This is a genomic window from Nonomuraea soli, from assembly GCF_013761175.1.
Classification (GTDB): Bacteria; Actinomycetota; Actinomycetes; order Streptosporangiales; family Streptosporangiaceae; genus Nonomuraea; species Nonomuraea soli.
In genome coordinates, this window is record NZ_JACDUR010000002.1 from 614,589 (window position 1) to 637,262 (window position 22,674).

Genomic DNA, 22,674 nt, shown 5'->3' on the forward strand with positions numbered 1-22,674 from the left:
CTGGCTGTAAGCCGGGTGCAAGATCTCCTGGGAAGGATGGCGTCCGGAAAGGAGACTGATGCGTTTCAAGGTTCTCGGACCGCTCGTCGTCGACCATGACGGGCAGGAACTACGGGTGGGCGGCAGCCTGCAGCGGGTCGTGCTGGCCCTGCTGCTGCTCGACGCCAACCGGACGGTGCCGCTCGAACGGCTCATCGAGGCCACGTGGGGGGAAGACCCGCCCAGCACCGCCCGCAACCAGATCCAGATCCGCGTGTCCCAGCTGCGACGCATGCTGGGCGACCACGACCAGACGCTGCTGCTCACCCGCGCCCCCGGTTACCAGATGCGGGTCGAGCCGGGCACGCTCGACCTGGCCGACTTCGACGCGCTGGTCGCCCGAGCCCAGGAGGAGGAGCCCGCCAGGGCCGCCGTCACCCTGCGCTCGGCGCTGGAGCTGTGGCGCGGGCCCGCGCTGTCGGACGTCGACAGCGAGCTGATCCGCCGCGTCGTGCACGACCTCGACGAGCGCCGCACCCTGGCCCACGAGCGCTGCGTCGACCTCGAACTCGGGCTCGGGCACCACCAGCAGCTCGTCGCCGAACTACGCCGCCTGGTGCAGGAGCATCCCTTACGAGAGCGGCCGCACGGCCAGCTGATGCTCGCCCTCTACCGCTCAGGACGCCACGCCGAGGCGCTGGAGGTCTACCGCGCCTTCCGCCAGATGCTGCTCGACAACCTCGGCCTGGAGCCCAGCGACGACCTGCGCCGGCTGGAGCACGCCATCCTCAACCAGGAGCCGGCGCTCGGCAACCGCGCCGAGCCCGTGGCGCCGCGCCAGCTCCCACCGATGATCTCCCGGCTGGCCGGCCGGCAGGCCGAGCTCGACCGGCTGCAACTGCTGCTGCGCCCGGAATCCTGCGGCGACGCGCTGCCGATCGCCGCGCTGACCGGCAGGGCCGGGGTCGGCAAGACCGAGCTGGCCCTGCACGCCGCCCACCGCATGGCCGCCGCCTACCCCCACGGCCAGCTCTACGTGGACCTGCGCGGCGGCGAACTCCAGCCCGCCGACGTGCTCAGCAGGTTCCTGCGCGCCCTGGGCGTGGCCAGCGCCCCCACGACCATCGAGGAACGCAGCGCCCTGTTCCGCTCCACCGTCGCCGACCGCCACGTGCTGCTGGTGCTCGACAACGCCGGCAGCTTCGAGCAGATCTGGCCGCTGCTGCCCGGCGGCGCGCCGGGCGGCGTGCTGATCACCAGCCGCGACCGCCTGGTCGGCCTGCCCGACCGCCAGGTCGTCCGCCTGGACCTGCTCGACCACGCCGCCGCCGTCGACCTGCTGGCGCAGGACATCGGCGCCGAACGCACCCTGCAGGACCCCGCCGCCCTCGACACCCTCGCCGAGCAGTGCGGCGGCCTGCCGCTCGCGCTGCGCATCGCCGGCGCCCGCCTGGCCGTACGCCCGAGCTGGCGCGTGCAGACCCTGGTCGACCTGCTCAGCGACACCACGACCATGCTCGACGTGCTCAGCTACGGCGAGCACGCCGTGCGGGCCGGGCTGCAGGTGAGCTACGAGGCCCTGTCACCCGACGCGCAGGCGCTCTTCCGCGCCATCGGCCTCATGGACTTCCCCCAGGTCACCTGCTGGCTGGCCGAGCTGCTGCTGGACCGGCCCGCCGACGTGGCGCGGGCGGCGCTGACCGAGCTCGCCGACGCGTCGCTGCTGCGCGACCAGGGCGGCAGGTACGGCATGCACGACCTGGTGCGCGCCCACGCCGCCGAGCTCGCCCGCGACGAGGACCCCCGGCTGGTGGCCCGCGTGTGCGGCTTCCTGTTCGCCCTGGCCCAGCGTGCCCACGAGTTCCACGGCGGCGGCTCGCACGGGCTGCTGCGCGACGAGCCCGTCGCCTCCGGCCGCATCGACGCCCTGCTGGGGGCGCACCCGCTGGCCGTGCTCGACGACGAGCGCGCCGCCCTGCGCTCCGCCGTACGCCGGGCCGCCGCGCACGGCCTGCACGAGCTGGCCTGGAAGCTGGCGCTGGCCCTGGCCACGATGCAGGAGATCCACGGCTACTTCGAGGACTGGCGCTCGTGCACCGAGATCGCGCTGGAGGCCTGCCTGGCCGCGGGCGACCTGCGAGGAGAGGCCGCCATGCGCTACTCCCTGAGCACCCTGCTCACCTTCGAGCAGGAGTACGGCGCGGCGGCCGAGAGCATGGAGGCGGCGCTGGCGCTGTTCGGCAGGGCGGGGGAGACGCACGGCCGGGGCTTGGCGCTGGGCAACCTCGCCCAGGTCGACGTCTTCCGCGGGCAGCCGGAGCGCGCACTCGAACGATACGAGGAGGCCCTGCCGCTGCTCAAGGACGCCGGTGACCGCCCGGCCGAGGCGTACGCCCTGGTCAACATGGCCGCGGCGAGCATGTCCGGCGGCGAGGTGGCCGAGGCCGGGCACATGCTCGAACGGGCGCTGGAGATCTTCCGCGCCGAGGGCGTGGTCCGCGGCGAGGCCCAGGCGCTGGACCGGCTGGCCCGCCTGGAGCTGCGCCGAGACCGGCCCGCCGAGGCCGCGGAGCACTTCCAGGCGGCCGCCGAGCTGATCCGCTCGATCGGCGACCGGGTGGGCGAGGTCTACGTGATGCAGGGCCTGGCCGACGCCTGGCGGCGGCTGGGCCGTGCCAAGGCCGCCGAGCGGACCCTGCGCGCCGCGCTGGACCTGGCGGCCGGGGTGGGCGACCGCCTGATCGCCGGGCGCATCCGGCTGAGCCTCGGACTGCTGCTGGACGACGTCGCCCAGCTGGAGCTCGCGCGTGCGGTCTTCACCGAGATCGACGCGCTGCACTGGCGGGCGAAGGCCGAGGAGGCCCTCGCCCGCCTGGGCTCCTAGTCCGGGTTGGGCCAGGGATTGGGCTCCTTGTCGTAGAGGCACAGCTCACCGTCGGCCTTGCCCCCGTCGCACACGACCAGATCGGCCGGCACGGCGACCCCGAGAACACCGGCGACCATCACCGCCGCCAGCGGTATCCGCATCAACCCTCCTTCTCGTCCGGGAAGGAGGGCGTCGGAACGGCCTCTCTGGTGCTGGAGATGGGCGGTGGCGTGGGCGTGGGTGTCGGTGTGGGCGTGACGTCCGGGTCGGGCCACGGGTTGGGGTTGGTGTGGTCCCCGGTGCACGACGCCTGGACGATGGTGCAGTCGTCAAAGGCCTGAGCCGCCCCCGCGGTGGCCAGGCCTCCCCCGGCCACGCACGCCGCCGCGAGCGTGGCGATAACGATGTTCTTCATGGCGGGCGAGTCTAGAAATGCCCGTTATGCGATCGCTTTTCCGCAGGTCAGAAGAGCTTGAGACGAAGGAGACGGCGTGCGCTTCAAGGTTCTCGGACCGCTGGTCGCGGAGCGGGAGGGCCAGGAGCTCCACCTCGGAGGCGCCCTGCCCCGCATCATCCTGGCGACGCTGCTGCTGGAGGCCGGCCGCCCCGTGCCGATAGAGCGCATCATCGAGGCCGCGTGGGGCGCCGACGCCCCCGGCACCGCGCGCAACCAGGTGCAGATCCGCATCTCCCAGCTGCGCCGCGGCCTCGGCGACACCGCCTCGCCGTACCGCAGGCTGGTCACCAGGCCGCCCGGCTACCTGCTGCGCGTCGAGCCCGGCGAGCTGGACCTGGCGGAGTTCGAGGAGCTGACGGCGCGGGCCGAGGCCGAGGAGCCGAAGACGGCCGCCATGACGCTCCGGCGGGCCCTGGCCTTGTGGCGCGGCCCGGTCCTGGCCGGCCTCGACAGCCCGATGCTCGCGCCGGTCGCGCAGGACCTGGAGGAGCGCAGGCTGCTGGCCCACGAGGCGTGCGTCGCGATCGAGCTGGACGCGGGACGCCACGACGAGCTGGTGGCCGAGCTGCGCGGGCTCGCGCGCGACCATCCGCTGCGCGAGCGGGTGCACGGCTTCCTGATGACCGCGCTCTACCGCTCCGGACGGCAGGCCGAGGCGCTGGAGGCCTTCCGCGCCTACCGGGAGACGCTGCAGGAGACGCTCGGCCTCGAACCCGGCGACGAGCTGCGCACGCTGGAGGTGTCGATCCTCAACCAGCACCCCGGGCTCGACCTGCCCGGAGGAGGAGGCTCGCGCTCGCCTCGCGCGCCGCGCCAGCTGCCCCCGCTGATCGACCCGCTGGTGGGCCGTACGGCGGAACGCGGGCGGCTGCGCGCGCTGCTCGCGCCCGCCCCCGGAGAAGGGAGCGGCGACGGCGAACCGCCGGTCGCGGTCGTCGTGGGCCGCCCCGGCATCGGCAAGACGGCCCTGGCCCTGCAGGTCGCGCACGACCTGATCGCGCGCCACCCCGACGGCCAGCTCTACGCCGACCTCGGAGAGAGCCGCCCGCGCGCCTCCGACGTGCTCAGCCGGTTCCTGCGGGCGCTCGGCGCCGCCGCCGTCCCCCAGACCGAGCAGGAACGCGCCGCCGCCTTCCGAGCGCTCACCGCCGGACGCCGGGTGCTCGTGCTGCTCGACAACGCGCAGTCGGCCGAGCAGATCCATGCCCTGACGCCCGGCGGCGACTCCAGCGCCGTCCTGGTCACCGCGCGGCGGCGCCCGGCCGATCTGCCCGACCACCGGGTGCTGGCCCTGCAGCCGCTCGGCACCGCCGAGGCGGTCGCGCTCCTGACCCGCGACATCGGACCGGCCAGGGCGGGCACCGCTCCCGGGGCGCTGCGGGAGCTGGCCGCCCAGTGCGGCGGCCTGCCCCTGGCCCTGCGCATCGCCGGGGCCAGACTGGCTGCGCGCCCGCAGTGGAGCATCGAGACCATGGTCACGATGCTCGGCGACACCCACTCCATCCTCGACACCCTCAGCTACGGCGACAGCGAGGTGCGCGCCGGGCTGCGCGTCGCCTACGACAGCCTGTCGCCGCAGGCCCGCCGGCTGCTGCGCGAGCTCGGACTCCTCGACTGCTCCCAGAGCGGCGAGTGGCTGGCCTCGCTCCTGACCGGAGACCCCGGCGACGCCCGGGCGGAGCTGGTGGAGGCCTCGCTCCTGGAGGTCAGTGGCGGGCGCCTGCGCCTGCACGACCTCGTGCGCGCCTTCGCCCGCGAGCGCGCCGCCGCGCAGGAGTCCCACGACCGTCGCACCGCAGTGGCGGAACGGTTCTGCTCCGTCGTGCTGCACCTGGCGGGCCGCGCCCACGTCCATCACTACGGCGGCCACTTCACCCTGCTGCGCGGCCAGAGCCTCCCGCCCGGCCCGCCGGAGCGGGAGGCCGACGACCTGCTCGGCGACGACCCGATCGGACGGCTCGACGAGGAGCGCGAGGTCCTCATGGCCGCCGTGCGCCTGTCGGCCGCGCACGGCCTGCACGAGCTGTGCTGGAACCTGGCGATGACCTGCGTCGTGCTGTTCGAGACGCGCGGCTACTTCGACGACTGGCGCACCGCCTGCGAGACCGCCCTGGAGGCCTGCCGTACGGCGGGCGACACCAGGGGCGAGGCGGCGATGCTCTACTCCCTGAGCTCCATGCTGCTGTTCCGGCAGCTGTACGCGGAGGCGCAGGAGCCGCTGTCGCAGGCGCTGACGGTCTTCGACGCCATCGGCGACCTGCACGGCCGCGCCCTCGCGCTGCGCAACGTGGCGCTGCTGGAGCGGACCAGGGGGCTGCAGGAAACGGCGCTGGCCTCCTACGGCCGGGCGCTGCCGTTGCTGCGGATCGCGGGAGACCGGGCCGGCGAGGCCCACGTGCTGGTCAACATGGCGGCCATCCACGTCGACGCCGACCGGCTCGACGAGGCGGAGACCCTGCTCGGGCGGGCGCTGGCCATCTTCCGCGCGGAGGGTGTCGGCCGGGGCCAGGCGCAGGCGCTGACCAGGATCGCCCTGCTGGCCGTACGGCGTGGCGACCAGGATCGGGCGCTGGAGTTGTACGAGGAGGCGGGCACGCTGGTGCGGGCCGAGCACGACACGATCGGGGAGGCCTACGTGCTCCAGGGCACAGCCGAGGCACTCATCGCTTTCGGGCGGGTGCCCGAGGCCAGGGCGACGCTCGGCCGGGTGCTCGAGCTCGCCGAAGCGGTGGGCGAGCGCCTGATCGAGGGCCGCGCCCACCTCGGACTCGGGTCGCTGCCAGCCGAGAACCACGAGACGGCTCGACGGCACCTGGACCGGGCGCACGAGCTGTTCAGCGTGATGGGGGCACAACAATGGCGGGCCAGGGCCGCCGAGGCCCTCGCCCGCCTGTGAACGATCTCGCCGCTACGGGGTCGGGTCGTCGGTCCAGTACATGTCGCACGGGTAGTCGAAGACGACCTTCGGGCAGTAGATCTTGATCGGTTCGAGCTTCGCCGCCGCCGGGGACTGCACGCCTGCCAGGACGGCGGCGGCGGCGAGGGCGACGGTGAGTGGCTTGCGCAACGTGTGCTCCGATGAGGCGCGGACGAGAACGGGCGACACTCTAGGCGGTGCCGCTTTCGATCCGCTTTGCAGGCGACTCACCCCATGCGGAAGGCCGGCAGCCTGACCACCGCCCGCAGGCCGGGACCGGCGTCCTCCAGGTGCACGCTGCCGCCGTGGGCGCGCACGGTCTCGCGCACGATCGCCAGCCCGAGCCCCGCGCCGCCCTGGTCGCGCCCGCGGCCCTCGTCGAGGCGGGTGAAACGGTTGAACACCCGCTCCATGTCGGCCTCGGGGATGCCCGGTCCGTCGTCGGTGACCGTCAGGGTGCCGTCGGAGGTCAGGCGCACCTCGACCGTGGCCTCGGCGTGCCGTACGGCGTTGTCGAGCAGGTTCGTCAGCACCCGGCCCAGGTCGAGCTCGTCGCCCTCGACGAGCACCGGCTCGCAGCGGGTGACGCGGACCGACGGGTAACGTTCGGCGACGCGCCGCACGACCGACTCCAGCTCGACCGGGTCGTGACGGGCGGGCGTGCCGCCGCGCTCGTCGAGGCGGGCCAGCGCCAGCAGGTCTTCGGCCAGGCGCGACAGGCGCAGCGTGTCTTCCAGTACGCCCTCGGCCGTCTCGATCCAGTCGGCGCCCGCCGGATGGCCCAGCGCGACCTCCAATTGGAGCCGGATGCTGGCCAGCGGGCTGCGCAGTTCGTGGGCGGCGTCGGAGACCAGCGCGCGCTGGCGCCGCTCGGCCTCCTCCAGCCGGCCGAGCATGTCGTTGAGCGTCGTGGCCAGCGCGTGCACCTCGTCGCGCGACACCGGCACCGGCAGGCGGCGCGAACGGGCGGTGTGGGTGATCTCGGTGGCGCCCTCGCGCAGCGAGCTGATCGGGCGCAGCGTGCGGCCGATGATCAGCCAGCTCGCCACGGCCAGCACGATCGTCAGCGCGGGCGTGCCGATCAGCAGCACCCGGCCCGCCACCCGCACGCTCTGGTCCAGCCCGCGCACCGGCCGGGCGGCCAGCACGCTCTGCCCGCGGTCGGCGCGCAGCGCGATCACCCGCAGCGGCCCCGAGGAGTCGTGGGAGAAGGCCGGCTCGCCGGAGGCCAGCGCCCCGCCGCGCCGCTCGGCGTTGAGCAGCGGCACCAGCCGGTCGGCGCCCGGCGTGGCGTGCGTGATGCGGCCGCCGGCGTCGAGCACCTGGATGATCGTGCCCTCGGTGGAGGTGAGCACGCGCGGGACGGTGCCCGCGTCGGCCATCACCCGCACGGCCTGGGCGCGCTGCGTCATCGCCTCGTCACTGGCGTTCGTCAGCGAGGTCGTGAGCACGCTCAGGAAGACCGACGCCGACAACGCGAGCGCGAAGGCCAGCACGGTCGCGGCCACGGCGGTCAGCCGGAAGCGCAGGCTCTGCCGCCGCCACCACGACAGCGGGCTGCCCGGCGCGCGCCCCCGCCGGCGGGGCAGGACGTCAGCCACCGTCGCCCGCCAGCCGGTATCCCGCTCCGCGCACGGTCTGCAGCGCGCCCCGGCCGAACGGGGCGTCGATCTTGCGCCTCAGGTAGCCGACGTACACCTCGACCACGTTGGGGTCGGTGTCGAAGGTGTCCCAGACGTGCTCCAGGATCTCCGACTTGGAGACCACCTCGTCGTGGCGGCGCATCAGGTACTCCAGCAGCGCGAACTCGCGGGGCGTGAGCTCCACGGGCTCCTCGCCGCGCTGGACCCGGCGCCGCGCCGGGTCCAGCGTCAGGTCGCCCGCCGACAGCACCGCGGGACGCCGCCCGGCGTCGCGCCGCAGCAGCGCCCGCAGCCGGGCCACCAGCACCACGTACGAGAACGGCTTGGTCAGGTAGTCGTCGGCGCCCAGATCGAGCCCGTCCGCCATGTCGTACTCGCCGTCCTTGGCCGACAACATCAGGATCGGCACCCAGTTCTCCTCCGCGCGCAACTGCTTGCACACGTTGTAGCCGGACAGCCGGGGCAACATGATGTCGAGCACCACCACGTCGTAGTCGCCGACCCTGGCCATGTGCAGGCCCTGCTCCCCGTCGTGGGCGAGATCGACGGCGAATCCCTCGGCCTGCAGGCCCCGCTGCAGGGCCGCGGCCATGCGCCGCTCGTCCTCGACCACCAGAACTCTCATGGCGTGGAGTTTAGGCAATCACGACTGAGAGCCTTCTCAGCACGTGGAGCTGTGGGTGGACGACCAGCCCGGCCAGGATGGTCTTCCTCATCGTGTCTCTCCCATGATCTGTCTCGCCCGCGGGAGCGCGGCGAGTTCGAGGCGGACCTTGTTGTCGGCCTCGGTCCTGAAAAGCGGGGGCGAGGCGGCCAGCAGGTGCGCGTGCAGCCGCTGGACGGTCCCGCCGTAGGAGGTGGACGCGGCGCAGCGCGCCTCGGCGACCGCCTGGGCGGGCGGCCCCTCCTGGGCGCGGGCCACGCAGCTGGTGTCGGAGGCGGTCAGCACCCCGCCCGACGGCGGCGGCGCCGACAGCCCCTCCGGCTCGCGGCCGTGCAGCAGCGCGAGCGCCAGGCTCCTGCGCTGCGGGGCCAGCGAGCGCAGGTAGCGGCCGTTCACGTCGTCGCCGGGAGGCCGTACCCCCGGGCCGCCGCCCACCGCTCGTCGCTCACGCCGTACGGGAAGTCCCTGCGGTACGGCACGGCGGCCATGACGGCGGCCAGCACGGCGAGACCCAGCACCCCGATCGTTCTCACAGCCCGCGACCGTAGGCGCGGCCGTTGTGCGCGGGCTTTGCTCCCGCTATCTGAGAGGCCTCTCAGCGCCTCTCAGTCTCCGCACAGGATCATTCGCGCAGGCTTCCGGGTGAACGCAATACCGTGAAGGAGTGACATGCGAACAGGCAAGCTCGTGAGATGGGGAGTGCCGGTGGCCGCCGCCGCCGTGATCGGCGCCGCCGTGGCGGCGGGACCGGTCATCGCCGCGGTCGGATCCGATCCGGTGCTGCCCGAGCGTACGGCGAGCCAGCTCCTGGCCGACGCCGCCGCGGCCGCGGAGCGCCAGTCCGGCATCCAGCCCATGTCGGGCACCGTCACCAAGACGGCCTCGCTCGGCCTGCCGGCGCTGCCCGGAGCCGACGCCGCAGGGGGAGACTCGCCCCTCGCGCTGCTGACGGGGGCGCACGAGGTGAAGGTCTGGTACGGCAGCGGCGAGCGGTTCAGGCTGGCCCTGCCCGGTGAGATGAGCGAGAAGAACCTCATCGTCAACGGCGGCCAGGCCTGGCTCTGGGACAGCGCCAGCAACACCGCCACCCGCCTGAAGATCGACCTCGGGCCGCAGGCCAAGCACACCCCGCCCACCCCGCAGCCCACCGACATGACCCCGCAGCAGGTCGCCGAGAAGGTGCTGGCCGACGCCGAGCAGCACAGCACCGTCAGCGTCACCAACACCGACCAGGTCGCCGGCCGCGCGGTCTACCAGGTGTCGCTGGCGCCCAAGGATCCCTCCACGCTGGTCAAGGAGATCAAGGTCGCGCTCGACGGCGAGACCTACGTCCCGCTGCGCGTGCAGATCTACGCCAAGGACTCCGCCGAACCCGCCTTCGAGGTGGGCTTCACCCAGCTCAGCTTCGCGCCTCCGGCGGAGGAGAACTTCACCTTCACCCCGCCCGCCGGGGTGACCGTGAAGGACCAGACCATCACCGGCGCCGAACTGGCCAAGACCGACCGCATGGACGACATGCCGGCGCTGAAGACGGTCGGGCAGGGCTGGAGCACCGTCGCGGTCGTGCCCTTCGAGCTGCCGTCCGACGCCCAGGCCAAGCAGGCGGTCGACTCCTTCCTCAAGGGGGCCACGCCCGTCAGCGGCACGTGGGGGAGCGGCAGGCTCATCAAGACGAAGCTGCTCACCGCGCTGCTGACCGACGACGGCCGGGTGCTGGTCGGGGCGGTCACGCCCGACAAGCTCACCGAGCTGGCCGGATCCCGGTGACCGTGGAGTCACCCGCGGAGCTGACTGTGCGGGCGCCCGAAAGGGCGCCCGCCGCCCCGCCCGCCGCCGAGGACCCGGCGGGCGGCGCGGCGATCGTCACGCGCGGGCTCACCAAACGTTTCCGCGGCGGCCAGGTCGCCGTCGACGGCCTCGACCTGACCGTGCCCGCGGGCAGCGTCTTCGGCTTCCTCGGGCCCAACGGCTCGGGCAAGACCACCACCATCCGCATGCTGCTCGGCCTGGTGGCTCCCACCGGGGGCACGCACGAGCTGCTCGGCCTGCCGCTCGCCCGGGCGCTGCCCGCCGTCGGCGCGGTGGTCGAGGGCCCGGCCTTCTACCCCTACCTGTCCGGTTCGGCCAACCTGTTGCGCTTCGACGCCGCCAACCCCGCCGCCTCGGGCCGCGACGCCGCCCGGCGGGTCGGCCGGGCGCTGGAGCGGGTGGGCCTCTCGGCGGCGGCGGGCAAGCGGTACCGGGCCTACTCGCTGGGCATGCGCCAGCGCCTGGCCATCGCCGCCGCCCTGCTGACGCCGCGCCGGCTGCTGGTGCTCGACGAGCCCACCAACGGCCTCGACCCGCAGGGCACCCGCGAGGTGCGCGCGCTGGTCAAGGAGATCGCCGGCGACGGCACCACCGTCTTCGTCTCCTCGCACCTATTGGCCGAGGTCGAGCAGATGTGCACGCACGCGGGCATCATGAGCCACGGCAGGCTCGTCGCCCACGGCACGTTGACCGAGCTGCACGCGGGCCGCTCGGCGCGGCTGCGGGTCGAGACGCCCGACCTGGCCCACGCGGCCGGGATCCTGGCCTCGCTCGGGCTGGCCGACGTGCGCGCCGCGGGCGAGGAGGTCACGGCGGAGCTGGGCGAGCACGCGCCCGACCGGGTCAACGCCGAGCTGGTACGGCAGGGCGTGGCCGTACGAGGGCTGGCCGTGGCCAGGCCCAGCCTGGAAGAGGTGTTCGTCGGACTGACCGGGGAGGGTTTCGATGTCGACGGCTGAGGCGCTGGTGCTGCCCGCCACCCGTACGTCCGTCACCTGGCGGCTGCTGCGCTCGGAGCTGGCCCTGACCTTCCGGCGGCCGCGCAACCTCGTCATGATGGCCATCCTGGCGGCCGTCCCGATCATCATCGGCGTCGTGATCCGGCTGGTCGGCTCCGAGGGCGACGCCGGCGGCATGATCGCCCAGACCGCGGGCAACAGCCTGATGCTCACCGTGGTGTCGCTGTTCGTCCTGGTGCCGCTGCTGATGCCGGTCGCGGTCGCGGTGGTGGCGGGCGACGCGATCGCCGGGGAGGCCGGCACCGGGACGCTGCGCTACCTGCTGACCGCTCCGGCCGGCCGGGGCAGGCTGCTGGCGGTGAAGTACCTGAACGCCGTGCTGTTCGGCCTGGCGCTGACCCTCACCGTGGCCACCGCCGCGCTGCTGACGGGCCTGGTGCTCTTCCCCGCGGGCGACGTCACGCTGCTGTCGGGCACGACCATCTCGCTGGGGGAGGGGCTGCTGCGGGTGCTGGCCATGGTCGGCTACGTCGCGGCGGGCATGGCGGCGCTGGCCGCGGTGGCCGTGGCCCTGTCGACCTTCACCGAGGTCGCGATCGGCGCCATCGCGGCGACGGTGGTGCTCATCATCGTCACGCAGGTGCTGCGGGCGATCCCGCAGCTCGACTGGCTCGCGCCCTACCTGCTGCCCACGCGGTGGACCGGCTTCGACGGCCTGCTGCGCGACCCGGTGCCGATGAGTGAGATCTGGCAGTCGCTGCTGGCCTTCGGCGCCTACATCGTGCTGTTCTGCTCGCTGGCCTGGGCCCGCTTCACGGGCAAGGACATCACCTCCTGAGCGCCCGGGGGAGCGGCGGGCACGGCACTCGGGCCGAGCCCGCCGCCCCGGGGCAGGTTCAGGCGCGGCGGCACGAATCGGGCCGCCGCTCCCTGGTCACGTCAGGCGCGGCGGCGCAGGCCCAGCGCACCGATCACGACGCCGACCACTCCCACGACCAGCCCGGCGACGCCGAGCAGCCGGGCGGTGCCGTCGGTGGCACCGTCGGCGCCGTCTGCGGTGGCGGCCACGGGCGTCACCGAGGGCCCGGACGCCGGGGGAGACGCCTGCGGAGAGGTCTGGCCGGCGGGAGCGGTCGTGGCGGTAGCGGCCCCGTGGCCGTCGCCGGTGGCCGGGGTGAGCTTCAGCACGGGAGCCGGATGCTCGGCCTCGGAGCCGTCGGCGGCGGGCGGGTCGGCCCACTTGACGACCTCGCCGCTGGAGTAGGTCTGGGTGGCGGGGAAGATCAGCTGGTCGACGCCGGTGGGCAGGCGGCCCATCGAGACCTCGAACTCCTGGAACTCACCGGGGTTGATCTTCCCGCCCGTCCAGACGACCTTGGTGACCGCCTCCTCGAGCTCGCCGTCCTCGACCTTGACCGGGGCGGGCAGCTTGCTCTCGACGACCTCGGCCTTCCAGCCGGGCAGCGGCTTCACCGAGACGAACGCCAGCGGGTGGTCGGCCGGGAACGACACCTCCAGCTTGACCGTGCCGGCGTCGTCGCGTTCGTTCGGCACCCGGAAGGCGACCTTGGTGAAGCCGCCCTGCGGGGCGGTGCCGGGCTGGATGGTGACGTGGGCCAGCGCGGGCATCGCCAGGCCGAGCGTGAGAGCGGTGGTGGCGGCGAGCACGCTCGCGCCACGGCGGATGAAGGACATGAAAAACTCCACTGGGAGAGATACGCGAACGGGGTGTCAGGGGATCAGGCGGGCAGTGGAGGACCGCGCCTGCTGACGATGTGCCGCAGCTCGCTCGGACGCGCGGGCACCGGCAGGGGAAGGATCGGAGCCTGCCGCGTGACGGGCAGGCCGGGCAGGACGAACAGCGCCAGGCGCAGGAACAGCCGCCGCAGCAGCGACCACAGCGTGTTCTCGCCGCGCGCCAGCCACCATCCGGTGACCAGGGTGGCGCCCAGATGTGCCAGGAGCATGCCGGCGCTGACGCTCAGCCCTCCGCCGCCGTGGTGGGCGGGCAGGTAGTCGGTCTGGGTGCCGAACAGCTCGTGCAGCCCCAGCTGCGTGGCGCCGAGCGCCACGGTGAGGACCGGCTGGCCGCGCTCGGCCCCGCCCAGCAGCAGTGCCAGGACGAAGACCGCGCCGGCGCCCAGACCAAGCGTGCCCGTGGTGGGCGCCGCACCGCCCGCGACCAGGTGCGCGAGGGCGGCGAGCAGCACGCACACGGCCGAGAAGGCCGCCGCGCGGAGTGCTCGCAAGGGGGCGTGTGCGTTCATGGGCGAACCCATGCTCTCACGTGTACCTTGCCGTGCAATCCCTGGCCGATATGTGCGCTTTGTCGCTAGGGTCGGAGCAGAGGTGATGTTCGTGCGGCATTTCGCAGGTTTGCTCGTCGGGCTGGTGGTAAGCGCCATCCTGCTCGGCGGGGGCGGCTGGGCTGTGTACCAGGCGACGGCCAGCGCGCTGGCCAGTCCGCCCGGGGGACGGCCCATGTGGATAGCCCTGGGCGCCATGGCCGCGGTCGGCCTGGTGCTCGGACTGGTGATGTCGGGGCGGATCTCCCCGCTGGCCACCTTCGTGCCGTCGATGGTCCTGCTCGCCTGGACCGTCGTCTACGTGCTCGACATCAACCGCGCCCTGTCCTTCATCCCCAAGGAGCCGTCGGTGCACCAGCTCCTGCGGGAGGCGGGCCTGGGGAACCAGACCCTGCTGACGACCGGCGTCTACGCCCTGCTCGGCGTCGCCCTCTTCCTGCCCGTGCTGATGCCCTCACGCTGGGCACGCCGTGACGAGGACCTGGAAGAGGACGACTACGAGTCCACCCAGGGCGCGTACTACTGAAGAGAGCCGGTGTAGAGCCGGGTGACGACCTCCTCCAGTGAGGACTGCCCGGCCATCAGATCCTCCAGCGTGCCGTCGAACCCGAGGCGTCCGTGGTCGATCACCATCACCCGGCGGCACAACCGTTCGATGTCGCCCAGGTCGTGGGTGGTGAGCAGGACCGTCGTTCCCCGCTCGGCATTGGTCCGCTGCAGGAAGTCGCGGATGCCCGCCTTGCTCACCACGTCCAGGCCGATGGTCGGCTCGTCCAGGACCAGCAGGTCGGGCCCGTGCAGCAGAGCGGCGGCCAGGTCGCCGCGCATGCGCTGTCCGAGGCTGAGCTGGCGCACCGGCCGGGCGAGGAACTCCGCCAGGTCCAGCGTCTCCACCATCTCCTCCAGCCGGGAGGCGAACAGCTTGCGATCTACTTTGTAAAGGAGCCGGATCAGTTCGAAGCTGTCCTTGAGCGGCAGGTCCCACCACAACGTCGTGCGCTGCCCGAAAACCACGCCGATGCGCCTGGCCAGCGTCGTGCGCTTGCGTGAGGGATCCAGCCCGGCCACCCGCACCCGCCCGGAGGTCGGGGTGAGGATGCCGCACAACATCTTGATCGTGGTCGACTTCCCGGCGCCGTTGGGCCCCAGGTAGCCGACGAACTCGCCCGGCTCCACGCGGAACGTCAGATCCTGTACGGCATGCACGACCTGCCGTTTGACCTTGAAGGAGCGCCCCGCGCCCTGTAGCTCGATCATCTTCTCAGCTCCCCGTCGATCGGTAGTGGCGGATGCCCTGGCGCCAGGCGAGTCCTGACAGCGCGAGCAGGATGAGCGCCGCGGCGGGCGCCAGCAGCCCGGCCCAGGAGGGCAGGCCGAGCGGGTCCCGGCGGCCCAGGACGTACAGCCCCGGCAGCCAGTTGACGAAGGCCAGCGGCAGGACGAACGTGGTCGCCCTCACGAGCTCCTTGCCGTAGATGCTCAGCGGGTGCTGCACGTAGGCGCCGCTGCCGTAGGTGAAGGCGTTGACCACCTCGGGCGCGTCGGTGAGCACGAACTGCAGCGCCCCCGCGAAGGTCCACAGCGCCGCGAAGATCACCAGACCGCACACGACCATCAGCGGGACCATCCACAGCCGCTCCAGCTCCAGCGCGGCCACGGCGTACCACAGCACCGCGGCGGCCTGCAGGACGCGCCCGATGCGGGCCGGGAAGAACCGGTCGGTCGCCAGCTGGATCCAGGCGCTGACCGGCCGGATGAGCACGGTGTCGAGGCTGCCCGCCCTGATGTGCTGGCTGACCCTGTCGAGGTTGCTGAACAGCAGGTCGGCCAGGGTGAAGGCGAGCGAGGCCGTGCCGTACAGGAACAGCACCTCCTCCCGGCCGAACCCGCCGAGCGAGGTGGTGTTGGCGAAGATGATGAGGATCACGGCCAGGTCCATGCCGGCCACGACGAGGCCGAACACCGTCATGAGGGCGAAGGAGACAGGGTAGGCCGTCGCGGCCCTGGTCCAGGTCCACGCGAGCAGGACGTAGCTCCTAACCACCCTGGATCACCACCTTGTGGCGCACCAGGCGGGTGCCGGCCGCGCCGAGCGCGAGCAGGACCGCGGCCCACAGCACCTGGAAGGCCAGGCCGTCGCCCTTGCCGAGGTAGACGTCGATCGGGACCTGGACCATGGCGGCGAACGGCAGCGAGCGGGCCAGTTCGCCGAGCCAGCCGGGGAAGATGGTCAGCGGCAGGGCCAGGCCGCTGAAGAAGGTCATCAGGATCATCGAGACGGTGGCCACGCCGCGCTCGTCGATCAGCCAGCAGACCGACAGCGCCACCAGGTAGCGCCAGGCGAAGCTGACGACGACGCCGAGCAGGAACGACAGGCCGAACAGCGCCCAGCGGTCGGGCCCGTCGGGGTGGGTCAGGCCGAACAGCAGGGCGCCCAGGAGGGTGGGCGGCAGCCCGCGCACGACCAGCAGGTAGGCGGCCCTGCCCAGGTCCTCGGCCAGCGTCCAGGCCTGCAGCGAGGCGGGCCTGACCAGGTCGAGGGCGATGTCGCCGCTGCGGATGCGCTCGGGGATGCCCAGGCCGCCGCCGAACAGCTGCATGGGGCCGATCATGGCCTGGGTGACGAAGCAGAAGGTGACGGCGTCGACCACGTCGTAGCCGCCCAGGTGCGGTCTGGCCTGCCACAGGGCGATGAGGACGTAGGCGCGCAGGATGCCGAAGACGGAGTTGGTGAAGGCTCCGGCCAGAGCGGCCCAGACGTAGGTGGCGTGCTTGCGGAAGCCGTACAGGATGAGGGTGGGATAGAGGTAGATGGCGGTCACCTCCGGAGCGTGAGGGAACGACAACAGCCCGTGCCCACAGGTGGGCACGGGTCGACCTGCGCGATTATCCGCGCGGCGGTCGCGGGCCGGCAACCCGATTAAGACGATGTTCTGGGGGAAACCCTCCTTATGGAGGCTCGCATGCTCGACCAGGACCTCTTTCCCCGTCACCCCCTCAGCTGGCAGGCTCGCGCGCTCACCCACGTGCTGCGCGGGGCGGTCAAGCCGATCGGATCCCTGTTCCTGCGCCACCCGCTCGCGCTGACGGCGTGCTCGCTGCTCAAGGCCGTCCCGATGCGCCCGCCGAGCCATGTCGGCATCGTGCCGCACCGCTTCCCGCGCTGCGGCGGCGAGTGGGTGCGTGCCGGGCTGGGCCTGGACGAGCGCAAGGCGCTGCTGTACTTCCACGGCGGCGGCTACTTCTCCTGCTCGCCCGCCACCCACCGGCCCATCACGTGGCGCCTGTCGGTGGCGGCCAGGAGACCGGTGCTGGCGCTCGACTACCGTCAGGGGCCGGTGCATCCGCTGAAGGCCTCGCTGGAGGACGCGCTCGACGCCTACGAGTGCCTGCTGGAACGCGGCCACGAGCCGGGCGACATCCTGCTCGCGGGCGATTCGGCCGGCGGGCACCTGACCCTGGCCACGCTGCTGGCGCTGCGCGACCGGCGCAGGCCGATGCCCGCGGGCGCGATCTGCCTGTCGCCGTGGGCGGACCTGACCGACTTCCCCCGCCGGGCCAACCGGTGGCAGGACCCGATGTTGTCGGCCTCGCGGGTGCGGTGGCTGGCCAGGCGGTGGACGGCGGGGCTGGACCCGCGCGACCCGCTCGTCTCGCCGGTGCTGGGCGACTACGCGGGGCTGCCGCCCCTGATGATCGTCACGGGGTCGACGGAGGTGCTGCGCGACGAGGACCGGCGGGTGGCCGAGCGGGCCCGCGCGGCCGGGGTGCCGGTGCGCTACGAGGAGTGGGACCGCATGCCGCACGTCTTCCCCATGCTGGCCGATGTGCTGCCCGAGGCCAGGCGGGCCTACCGGCACATCGCGGAGTTCGTCGCCGATCTCGGGGCCGCCGATTCGGCACCCGCTGCCGCCGCCTGATAAGTTAGGGTTACCTAACTAGTTCTGTGGGGGTTCAGGATGGCACACCGAGGTGTCGTGTTGCGGACCGAGCGGATCACGCCGCACATGATCCGCGTGGTGCTCGGCGGTGACGGGCTGTCCGGCTTCGCCACGTCGGGCCTCACCGACCACTACGTGAAGCTGGTCTTCCTCCAGGAGGGCGTCGACTACCCCGAGCCCTTCTCCATCGACGCCTGCCGCGAGAGCGTGGCCCGCGAGTTCTGGCCGAAGCTGCGCACCTACACCGTGCGCGCCTGGGACGCCGACGCGGGCGAGCTCACCCTCGACTTCGTCTACCACGGCGACGAGGGCCTGGCCGGCCCGTGGGCGGCCGCCGCGCAGCCCGGTGACGAGATCTACATGCTGGGCCCCGGCGGCGGCTACGCGCCTTCGGCCGAGGCCGGCTGGCACCTGCTGGCGGGCGACGAGAGCGCGCTGCCGGCGATCGCCGCCGCGCTGGAGAGCCTGCCGGAGGATGCGCTCGTGCACGCCTTCATCGAGGTCGAGGATCCGGCCGAGGAGCAGAAGCTCGACCCCAGGGTGACGTGGCTGCACCGCGGCGACGCGCCGGTGGGGGAGCGGCTCGTCGACGCGGTGCGGGCCCTCGACCACCCCGAGGGGCAGGTCCACGCCTTCGTCCACGGCGAGGCGGGCTTCGTCAAGGTGCTGCGCCGCCACCTGCGCGTCGAGCACGGGCTGCCGATGGCGCAGTTGTCGATCTCGGGCTACTGGCGGCTCGGCGTCGACGACGAGGGCTGGCGCCAGGTCAAGCGCGACTGGAACCAGACGATCGAGGCCGAGGAGGCCGCGGCCCTGTCCTGAGGGGTCACTGCGTGCAGAACGGTGTCGGCCGGAAGTCGATCTGCCAGAAGTAGGCCGTGCGGTAGGCGGCCGGCACCTCCCGCGTGCCCTGGCACAACTCCAGCGTGCCGCCGGTGGTCAGCAGTTTGACCTGGCATCCCGGCGGCGGGTGGTTGCGGTAGGAGCCGACGGCGCGCCCCGGCACCGGGTTGATGAAGTCGACGCACTCGGTGAGCTCGTGGGAGACGACCGGGTTGGCGAACCCGGTGTCCGAATAGAGGGTGAAGCCGTACTTCTCGGCGCCGGCGGGCGAGGCTCCGATGAGGAGCACCAAGGCGGCCAGCGCTGCTGCCACAACTCTCATGGCGACAGGATGCCGACCCGGCGTGCCGGGAGTCCTTGGCGCACGACGGCCTGTTGCGTGCAGTCAGCGCACTGACTGGCGGTAAAGGCTCGGAGGCATGCCGTAGGCCGAACGGAAGGCGCGGCTGAACTGCGCGGCATCGCGGAAGCCCCACCGGGCGGCGACGGCGGCGATCGAAGGGTCTCCGCCGGCCAGGTCGCGGCGGCAGCGCTCCAGGCGCCTGCGCCTGATCATCCCCGACACGGTGCCGCCCTCGCGCTGGAAGAGGCGGTGCAGGTAGCGGGTGGAGATGCTGCAGGCGGCCGCCACCTGACCGGGTGTCAGGGCCGGATCGTGCAGATGCGCCTCGATGTGGGCGTACGCCTGCCGTACGAGAGGGTGAGTGGCGTCGCCGGGGGCGTGCTCGATGACGGCGGCCAGCAGGTCCATCAGCACCGCGGTCAGCCGGGGCGCGTCGGCCTCGGTGAGCTCGCGGCCGTGGGCGGCCAGCGTCAGCACGAACTGCGTCAGCAACGCGCCCACCCCGCGATCGCCCGGGAGCCTGAGCGGGACCAGCGGCCTGACCCGCCTCTCCGGCAGCGGCAGCAGCGCGCGCGGGAAGGCCAGCAGCAGCCCGCACGGCGCCAGGAGCGGGCGCGAGGCGTCGTCGAGCACCAGCTCGCCCGGCCCCAGCCAGAGCTGGTAGATCCCGGGCCCGCCGGTGCGCGGACGCGGAGCGCGGCCGGTCCTGTGGACCAGCACGGAACCGACCCTCGTTGTGTGCACGTCGCCGTCCCCCGGGCCAGTGCCAGTCCGCGACGTTGGCTGCGCGGTATGGTGCCCCTTCCGCGCCGTTTCGTCGCCGGTCTCATCATCGCCGCCGTGGTCGCGGCTGTCATCGTCTTGGCCGTTTTCGTCGGACAGGTCGACCTGCGGCCCGCGCCGCCTCGCTGGCTCCGTGAGTAGCCTGTTTGCGCAGGTGTCACAGGCATTTACTTACCTTTGAGAAAGATGTCGCTTACCCGCCATACCGCATAGGAAAGTCCGGAGAAATCGGCCTCCCGTCGGGGTCAGAGTGTGCCTTGTCGTGCACATCGACCGGAGGGGCGAAGACCGGATGGCGCGAGGCGGATCGGGTGAGGGCATGCCGCCCGGCGTGCGGCCGCTCACGGTGGGCGATCCCGTCATCATCGGCCGGTACCTGCTGCTGGGCCGGCTCGGTGTCGGCGGCATGGGCGTCGTGTACCTGGCCGAGCACCCCCGCGGCGGGCTGGTCGCGCTCAAGACGCCCCACGCGGTCCACCTCAACGACGCGACCCTGCGCGCCCGCTTCGCCGAGGAGATCTCCTCCTCGCGGCGCATCGTGCCCTTCTGCACCGCGGCCGTGCTCGAGGACGGGCTCGACCGCGACCGGCCCTACCTGGTCACCGAGTACATCCGCGGGCCCGCACTCAACCAGGTGGTCTCCGAACGCGGGCCGCTCACCCCCGACCTGGCCTACGGCGTCGCCCTGGGCACCGCCGCCGCCCTGGTCGCCGTGCACGACGCGGGACTGGTGCACCGCGACCTCAAGCCGGCCAACGTGCTGCTGTCGCCGCGCGGGCCCTGGGTGATCGACTTCGGCATCGCCCGCGACCTGCACGGCTCCGGGGGCGACTCCGACCCGCTCACCCAGGCCGGGCAGGTCATGGGCAGCCCCGGCTGGGTGGCGCCCGAGCGGCTCACCGGCGGCCCCGCCGTACCCGCCTCTGACGTCTTCTCCTGGGGCTGCCTGGTCGCCTACGCCGTCACCGGCCACCACCCGTTCGGCTCGGGCGAGCAGGAGACGCTCATCCGCCGCATGCTGCTGGAGGCGCCGCGGCTGGCCGGAGTGCCGGAACTGCTGCGGCCCGCCGTCAGTGCGGCGCTGGCCAAGGCGCCGCAGGACCGGCCCAGCTCGGCCGACCTGCTGCGGGCGCTGCTGGCCGCCGGGGGCGTCGGCGACCCCTGGGACCTGCGCGAGGCCGTCGCCCGGGTGCTGGGCGAGATCTGGACCGCCGTGCCCGCCGTATCGGTGTCGCAGCCGCCCGGGCGGGAGGAACGGCAGACCGGCCAGACCGCGCCGCGCCGCCGCCGGGCCCGGCAGAGCGCACACCTGTCGCACGCCAGCTTCGCGGCGCTGGCCACGGTCTCCATCGCCGCGCTCACCGTGGCCGCGGCCTCGGGCGGCGTCACCGGGTTCGGCGCCGGGTCCGCTCCGGAGACGGTGCCCATCATCCGGCCGCACGGGTCGGCCGAGTCGACCATCCGGCCGATCGTCGCGGGCACCTCGCAGATCGCCACGCCGTCGGCGCCGGGCTCCGGCGAGCCCACGATCATCGTGACCAGGACGACCACGGTCAAGCCGTCGTCCGTGGTCAGCAGCAGGTCGATGCCCGGCTTCGAGGACGGCACGCCGCGCGGCGACGGCCGCGACGACGAGCGGCCACCCGACGGGTGCCTGAACCCGGCCGGCAACCGGCGGGGGAACTCGAAGCGGTGCCCCGAGCCGTCGTCGAGCATCAGCACGATTCCGCAGGAGGGGCCGGGCGAGGAGTCGCCCACGCCGACGCCCAGCGGGTCGATCACCACGATCCCGCAGGAGGGGCCGGGGGAGGAGTCCCCGGTCCCGACGACCTCCACCGTCCCGTCGGCCAGCGGATCGTGAGCCGTACGGCCGGCGCTGTGTTCTGCGGCGTCAGCCGATCCTGAGTGGCAGCGTGCGCGGCCCTCTGACCTGTCCGGTCGCCCAGGTCACCCGCTCCGGGTCGGCCAGCTCGAAGTCCGGGAAACGCTCCAGCCAGACCTCCAGCGCCACCCGCAGCTCCATACGCGCCAGGTGCGAGCCGACGCAGCGGTGGATGCCCAGCCCGAAGGCGGCGTGCCGGTTGACCTCGCGGTCGATCACCACCTCGCCCGCCCGGTCGAAGTGCGCGGGATCGCGGTTGGCCGCCGGGAACGACAGCAGGATCCAGTCGTCTGCCTTCATGTCGACGCCGCGCCAGTTCATGTCGTGCTTGACCAGCCGGGCCATCGTGACGGGCGCGAAGGCGCGCAGCAGCTCCTCCATCGCCGTGGGCAGCAGATCCGGCTGCGAGACCAGCCGCCGGCGGTCGGCCGGGGTCTTGGCCAGGTGCCAGAGCGAGGCGCCGATCGCGCTCCACGTGGTGTCGATCCCGGCGATGAGCAGCAGCGCCATCGTGCCGGCCACGTGGTTCGGCTCCAGCTTCCTGCCGAAGATCTCCGCGTCGATCAGGTAGGTCGTCAGGTCGTCGCGCGGGTTGTCCAGGTGGTCGTGGATCTGCTTCATCAGGTAGTCGAACAGCTCGTTCGAGCTCTGCAGCCGCTGCTCCGGGGGGAGGTTGATGCCCTCCAGGGCGCTCTCCACGAACTCGCGGAACTGCGGGCCGTCCTCGGGCGGGAAGCCGAGCATGTCGGCGATCACCCGCATCGGGATGTGCTGGGCGTAGTCGTGGGCGGCGTCCACGACCTCCTGCCCCTGCAGCTTGTCGATCAGGCCGTGGCAGAAGGCCCGGGTGGCCGGCTCCAGCGCCGCGACCCGCGTCTTGGTGAAGGCGGGCAGCAGCAGCTTGCGCGCGTGCTGGTGGAAGGGCGGGTCGGAGGAGATCGGCGGGACGGCGCCCATGGGGGCCAGGTCGAGCGACGGGCGCACGTTGCTGACGATGATCGCCCTGGAGGAGAAGTTCTCGGTGTCGTAGGCGATCGCCGAGACGTCCTCGTAGCGGGTGGGCAGCCAGGCGCCGCCGAACCGGTCGGTGTGCGCGATGGGGCAGCGCTGCCGCAGGTCGTCCTGGATGGGGTAGGGGTCGGCGGCCCATTCCGGCTCGGCGTGGGAGAAGTCGGTCGCCCAGTCGGAGACCGGGCCGGTGACGACCTCGTTGATGATGGCCGGCATGCGGTCGTCCGGCTCCTTGCTGAGCTGGGTGAAGCGGTCATCCACGGTCATGGGG

At 72.9% G+C, this 22,674-nt stretch carries 24 protein-coding genes; 9 read left to right on the forward strand and 15 right to left on the reverse strand.

The window, feature by feature from the left end:
• The first annotated feature begins 58 nt into the window (after positions 1–58).
• Positions 59–2,863: an AfsR/SARP family transcriptional regulator gene (locus tag HNR30_RS09955; protein ID WP_181609466.1), complete on the forward strand. Its 2,805-nt coding sequence runs from the start codon at positions 59–61 to the stop codon at positions 2,861–2,863.
• Here HNR30_RS09955 and HNR30_RS09960 read toward each other — a convergent pair.
• Together HNR30_RS09960 and HNR30_RS09965 are read right to left on the reverse strand one after the other, a co-directional pair.
• Positions 2,860–3,006 (reverse strand): hypothetical protein, encoded by a 147-nt coding sequence (locus tag HNR30_RS09960; RefSeq protein WP_181609467.1) that lies wholly within the window; start codon positions 3,004–3,006, stop codon positions 2,860–2,862. The genes HNR30_RS09955 and HNR30_RS09960 overlap by 4 nt on opposite strands.
• Positions 3,006–3,260: a hypothetical protein gene (locus HNR30_RS09965; RefSeq protein ID WP_181610050.1), complete on the reverse strand. Its 255-nt coding sequence runs from the start codon at positions 3,258–3,260 to the stop codon at positions 3,006–3,008. The genes HNR30_RS09960 and HNR30_RS09965 overlap by 1 nt, the downstream gene beginning before the upstream one ends.
• A 76-nt stretch (positions 3,261–3,336) precedes the next feature.
• Between HNR30_RS09965 and HNR30_RS09970 the strand changes: the two genes are divergently transcribed.
• On the forward strand, positions 3,337–6,198 hold the full coding sequence (locus HNR30_RS09970) for an AfsR/SARP family transcriptional regulator (protein ID WP_181609468.1): 2,862 nt from the start codon (positions 3,337–3,339) through the stop codon (positions 6,196–6,198).
• A gap of 12 nt (positions 6,199–6,210) precedes the next feature.
• Here the strand turns inward: HNR30_RS09970 and HNR30_RS09975 are convergent, their stop codons facing one another.
• The 5 genes from HNR30_RS09975 to HNR30_RS09995 form a co-directional block, all read right to left on the reverse strand.
• Complete coding sequence (locus HNR30_RS09975; RefSeq protein WP_181609469.1) at positions 6,211–6,369, reverse strand: hypothetical protein; 159 nt, start codon at positions 6,367–6,369, stop codon at positions 6,211–6,213.
• Positions 6,370–6,446: 77 nt separating this feature from the next.
• A complete protein-coding gene (locus tag HNR30_RS09980) occupies positions 6,447–7,820 on the reverse strand; it encodes a sensor histidine kinase (RefSeq protein ID WP_312894313.1) in 1,374 nt (457 codons plus the stop codon).
• Positions 7,813–8,487, reverse strand: coding sequence for a response regulator transcription factor (locus HNR30_RS09985; RefSeq protein WP_181609470.1), 675 nt, complete (start codon positions 8,485–8,487; stop codon positions 7,813–7,815). Before HNR30_RS09985 ends, HNR30_RS09980 begins: the two co-directional genes overlap by 8 nt.
• Before the next feature lie 87 nt (positions 8,488–8,574).
• Positions 8,575–8,922 (reverse strand): hypothetical protein, encoded by a 348-nt coding sequence (locus HNR30_RS09990; protein WP_181609471.1) that lies wholly within the window; start codon positions 8,920–8,922, stop codon positions 8,575–8,577.
• Positions 8,919–9,059, reverse strand: a complete 141-nt coding sequence (locus HNR30_RS09995) for a hypothetical protein (protein ID WP_181609472.1) — start codon at positions 9,057–9,059, stop codon at positions 8,919–8,921. Before HNR30_RS09995 ends, HNR30_RS09990 begins: the two co-directional genes overlap by 4 nt.
• Positions 9,060–9,195: 136 nt before the next feature.
• Here HNR30_RS09995 and HNR30_RS10000 point away from each other — a divergent pair, with 136 nt between their 5' ends.
• Genes HNR30_RS10000 through HNR30_RS10010 form a run of 3 tightly spaced genes read left to right on the forward strand, consistent with a single transcriptional unit; the run spans position 9,196 to position 12,132 of the window.
• Positions 9,196–10,293: a LolA family protein gene (locus HNR30_RS10000; RefSeq protein WP_181609473.1), complete on the forward strand. Its 1,098-nt coding sequence runs from the start codon at positions 9,196–9,198 to the stop codon at positions 10,291–10,293.
• 26 nt (positions 10,294–10,319) lie between these two features.
• Positions 10,320–11,294: an ABC transporter ATP-binding protein gene (locus tag HNR30_RS10005; RefSeq protein ID WP_312894314.1), complete on the forward strand. Its 975-nt coding sequence runs from the start codon at positions 10,320–10,322 to the stop codon at positions 11,292–11,294.
• Positions 11,281–12,132, forward strand: a complete 852-nt coding sequence (locus tag HNR30_RS10010; RefSeq protein WP_181609474.1) for an ABC transporter permease — start codon at positions 11,281–11,283, stop codon at positions 12,130–12,132. The genes HNR30_RS10005 and HNR30_RS10010 overlap by 14 nt, the downstream gene beginning before the upstream one ends.
• A 101-nt stretch (positions 12,133–12,233) precedes the next feature.
• Here the strand turns inward: HNR30_RS10010 and HNR30_RS10015 are convergent, their stop codons facing one another.
• Both HNR30_RS10015 and HNR30_RS10020 read right to left on the reverse strand, forming a co-directional pair.
• A complete protein-coding gene (locus tag HNR30_RS10015; protein WP_181609475.1) occupies positions 12,234–12,989 on the reverse strand; it encodes a YcnI family copper-binding membrane protein in 756 nt (251 codons plus the stop codon).
• 44 nt (positions 12,990–13,033) lie between these two features.
• The gene (locus tag HNR30_RS10020) at positions 13,034–13,561 is read right to left on the reverse strand and encodes an MFS transporter (RefSeq protein WP_246377991.1); all 528 of its coding nucleotides are present in this window, start codon (positions 13,559–13,561) and stop codon (positions 13,034–13,036) included.
• 85 nt (positions 13,562–13,646) lie between these two features.
• Here HNR30_RS10020 and HNR30_RS10025 point away from each other — a divergent pair, with 85 nt between their 5' ends.
• On the forward strand, positions 13,647–14,126 hold the full coding sequence (locus tag HNR30_RS10025) for a hypothetical protein (RefSeq protein WP_376771737.1): 480 nt from the start codon (positions 13,647–13,649) through the stop codon (positions 14,124–14,126).
• Here HNR30_RS10025 and HNR30_RS10030 read toward each other — a convergent pair.
• Genes HNR30_RS10030 through HNR30_RS10040 form a run of 3 tightly spaced genes read right to left on the reverse strand, consistent with a single transcriptional unit; the run spans position 14,120 to position 16,422 of the window.
• A complete protein-coding gene (locus HNR30_RS10030) occupies positions 14,120–14,857 on the reverse strand; it encodes an ABC transporter ATP-binding protein (protein WP_181609476.1) in 738 nt (245 codons plus the stop codon). The genes HNR30_RS10025 and HNR30_RS10030 overlap by 7 nt on opposite strands.
• Positions 14,858–14,861: 4 nt before the next feature.
• Positions 14,862–15,644 (reverse strand): ABC transporter permease, encoded by a 783-nt coding sequence (locus HNR30_RS10035; RefSeq protein WP_181609477.1) that lies wholly within the window; start codon positions 15,642–15,644, stop codon positions 14,862–14,864.
• The gene (locus HNR30_RS10040; RefSeq protein ID WP_181609478.1) at positions 15,637–16,422 is read right to left on the reverse strand and encodes an ABC transporter permease; all 786 of its coding nucleotides are present in this window, start codon (positions 16,420–16,422) and stop codon (positions 15,637–15,639) included. The genes HNR30_RS10035 and HNR30_RS10040 overlap by 8 nt, the downstream gene beginning before the upstream one ends.
• Before the next feature lie 141 nt (positions 16,423–16,563).
• Here HNR30_RS10040 and HNR30_RS10045 point away from each other — a divergent pair, with 141 nt between their 5' ends.
• Positions 16,564–17,520: an alpha/beta hydrolase gene (locus HNR30_RS10045; protein WP_181609479.1), complete on the forward strand. Its 957-nt coding sequence runs from the start codon at positions 16,564–16,566 to the stop codon at positions 17,518–17,520.
• Positions 17,521–17,559: 39 nt separating this feature from the next.
• The gene (locus HNR30_RS10050; RefSeq protein ID WP_181609480.1) at positions 17,560–18,363 is read left to right on the forward strand and encodes a siderophore-interacting protein; all 804 of its coding nucleotides are present in this window, start codon (positions 17,560–17,562) and stop codon (positions 18,361–18,363) included.
• 4 nt (positions 18,364–18,367) lie between these two features.
• Here HNR30_RS10050 and HNR30_RS10055 read toward each other — a convergent pair whose 3' ends face one another.
• Both HNR30_RS10055 and HNR30_RS10060 read right to left on the reverse strand, forming a co-directional pair.
• A complete protein-coding gene (locus HNR30_RS10055) occupies positions 18,368–18,706 on the reverse strand; it encodes a hypothetical protein (RefSeq protein WP_181609481.1) in 339 nt (112 codons plus the stop codon).
• Between the two features lie 63 nt (positions 18,707–18,769).
• Entirely contained in the window at positions 18,770–19,447 is a 678-nt protein-coding gene (locus HNR30_RS10060) for a helix-turn-helix domain-containing protein (protein WP_181609482.1), read from the reverse strand.
• A 325-nt stretch (positions 19,448–19,772) separates the two neighbouring features.
• Here HNR30_RS10060 and HNR30_RS10065 point away from each other — a divergent pair, with 325 nt between their 5' ends.
• Complete coding sequence (locus HNR30_RS10065; protein ID WP_181609483.1) at positions 19,773–21,371, forward strand: serine/threonine-protein kinase; 1,599 nt, start codon at positions 19,773–19,775, stop codon at positions 21,369–21,371.
• A 30-nt stretch (positions 21,372–21,401) separates the two neighbouring features.
• Here HNR30_RS10065 and HNR30_RS10070 read toward each other — a convergent pair whose 3' ends face one another.
• Entirely contained in the window at positions 21,402–22,670 is a 1,269-nt protein-coding gene (locus tag HNR30_RS10070; RefSeq protein ID WP_181609484.1) for a cytochrome P450, read from the reverse strand.
• Between the last annotated feature and the right edge of the window lie 4 nt (positions 22,671–22,674).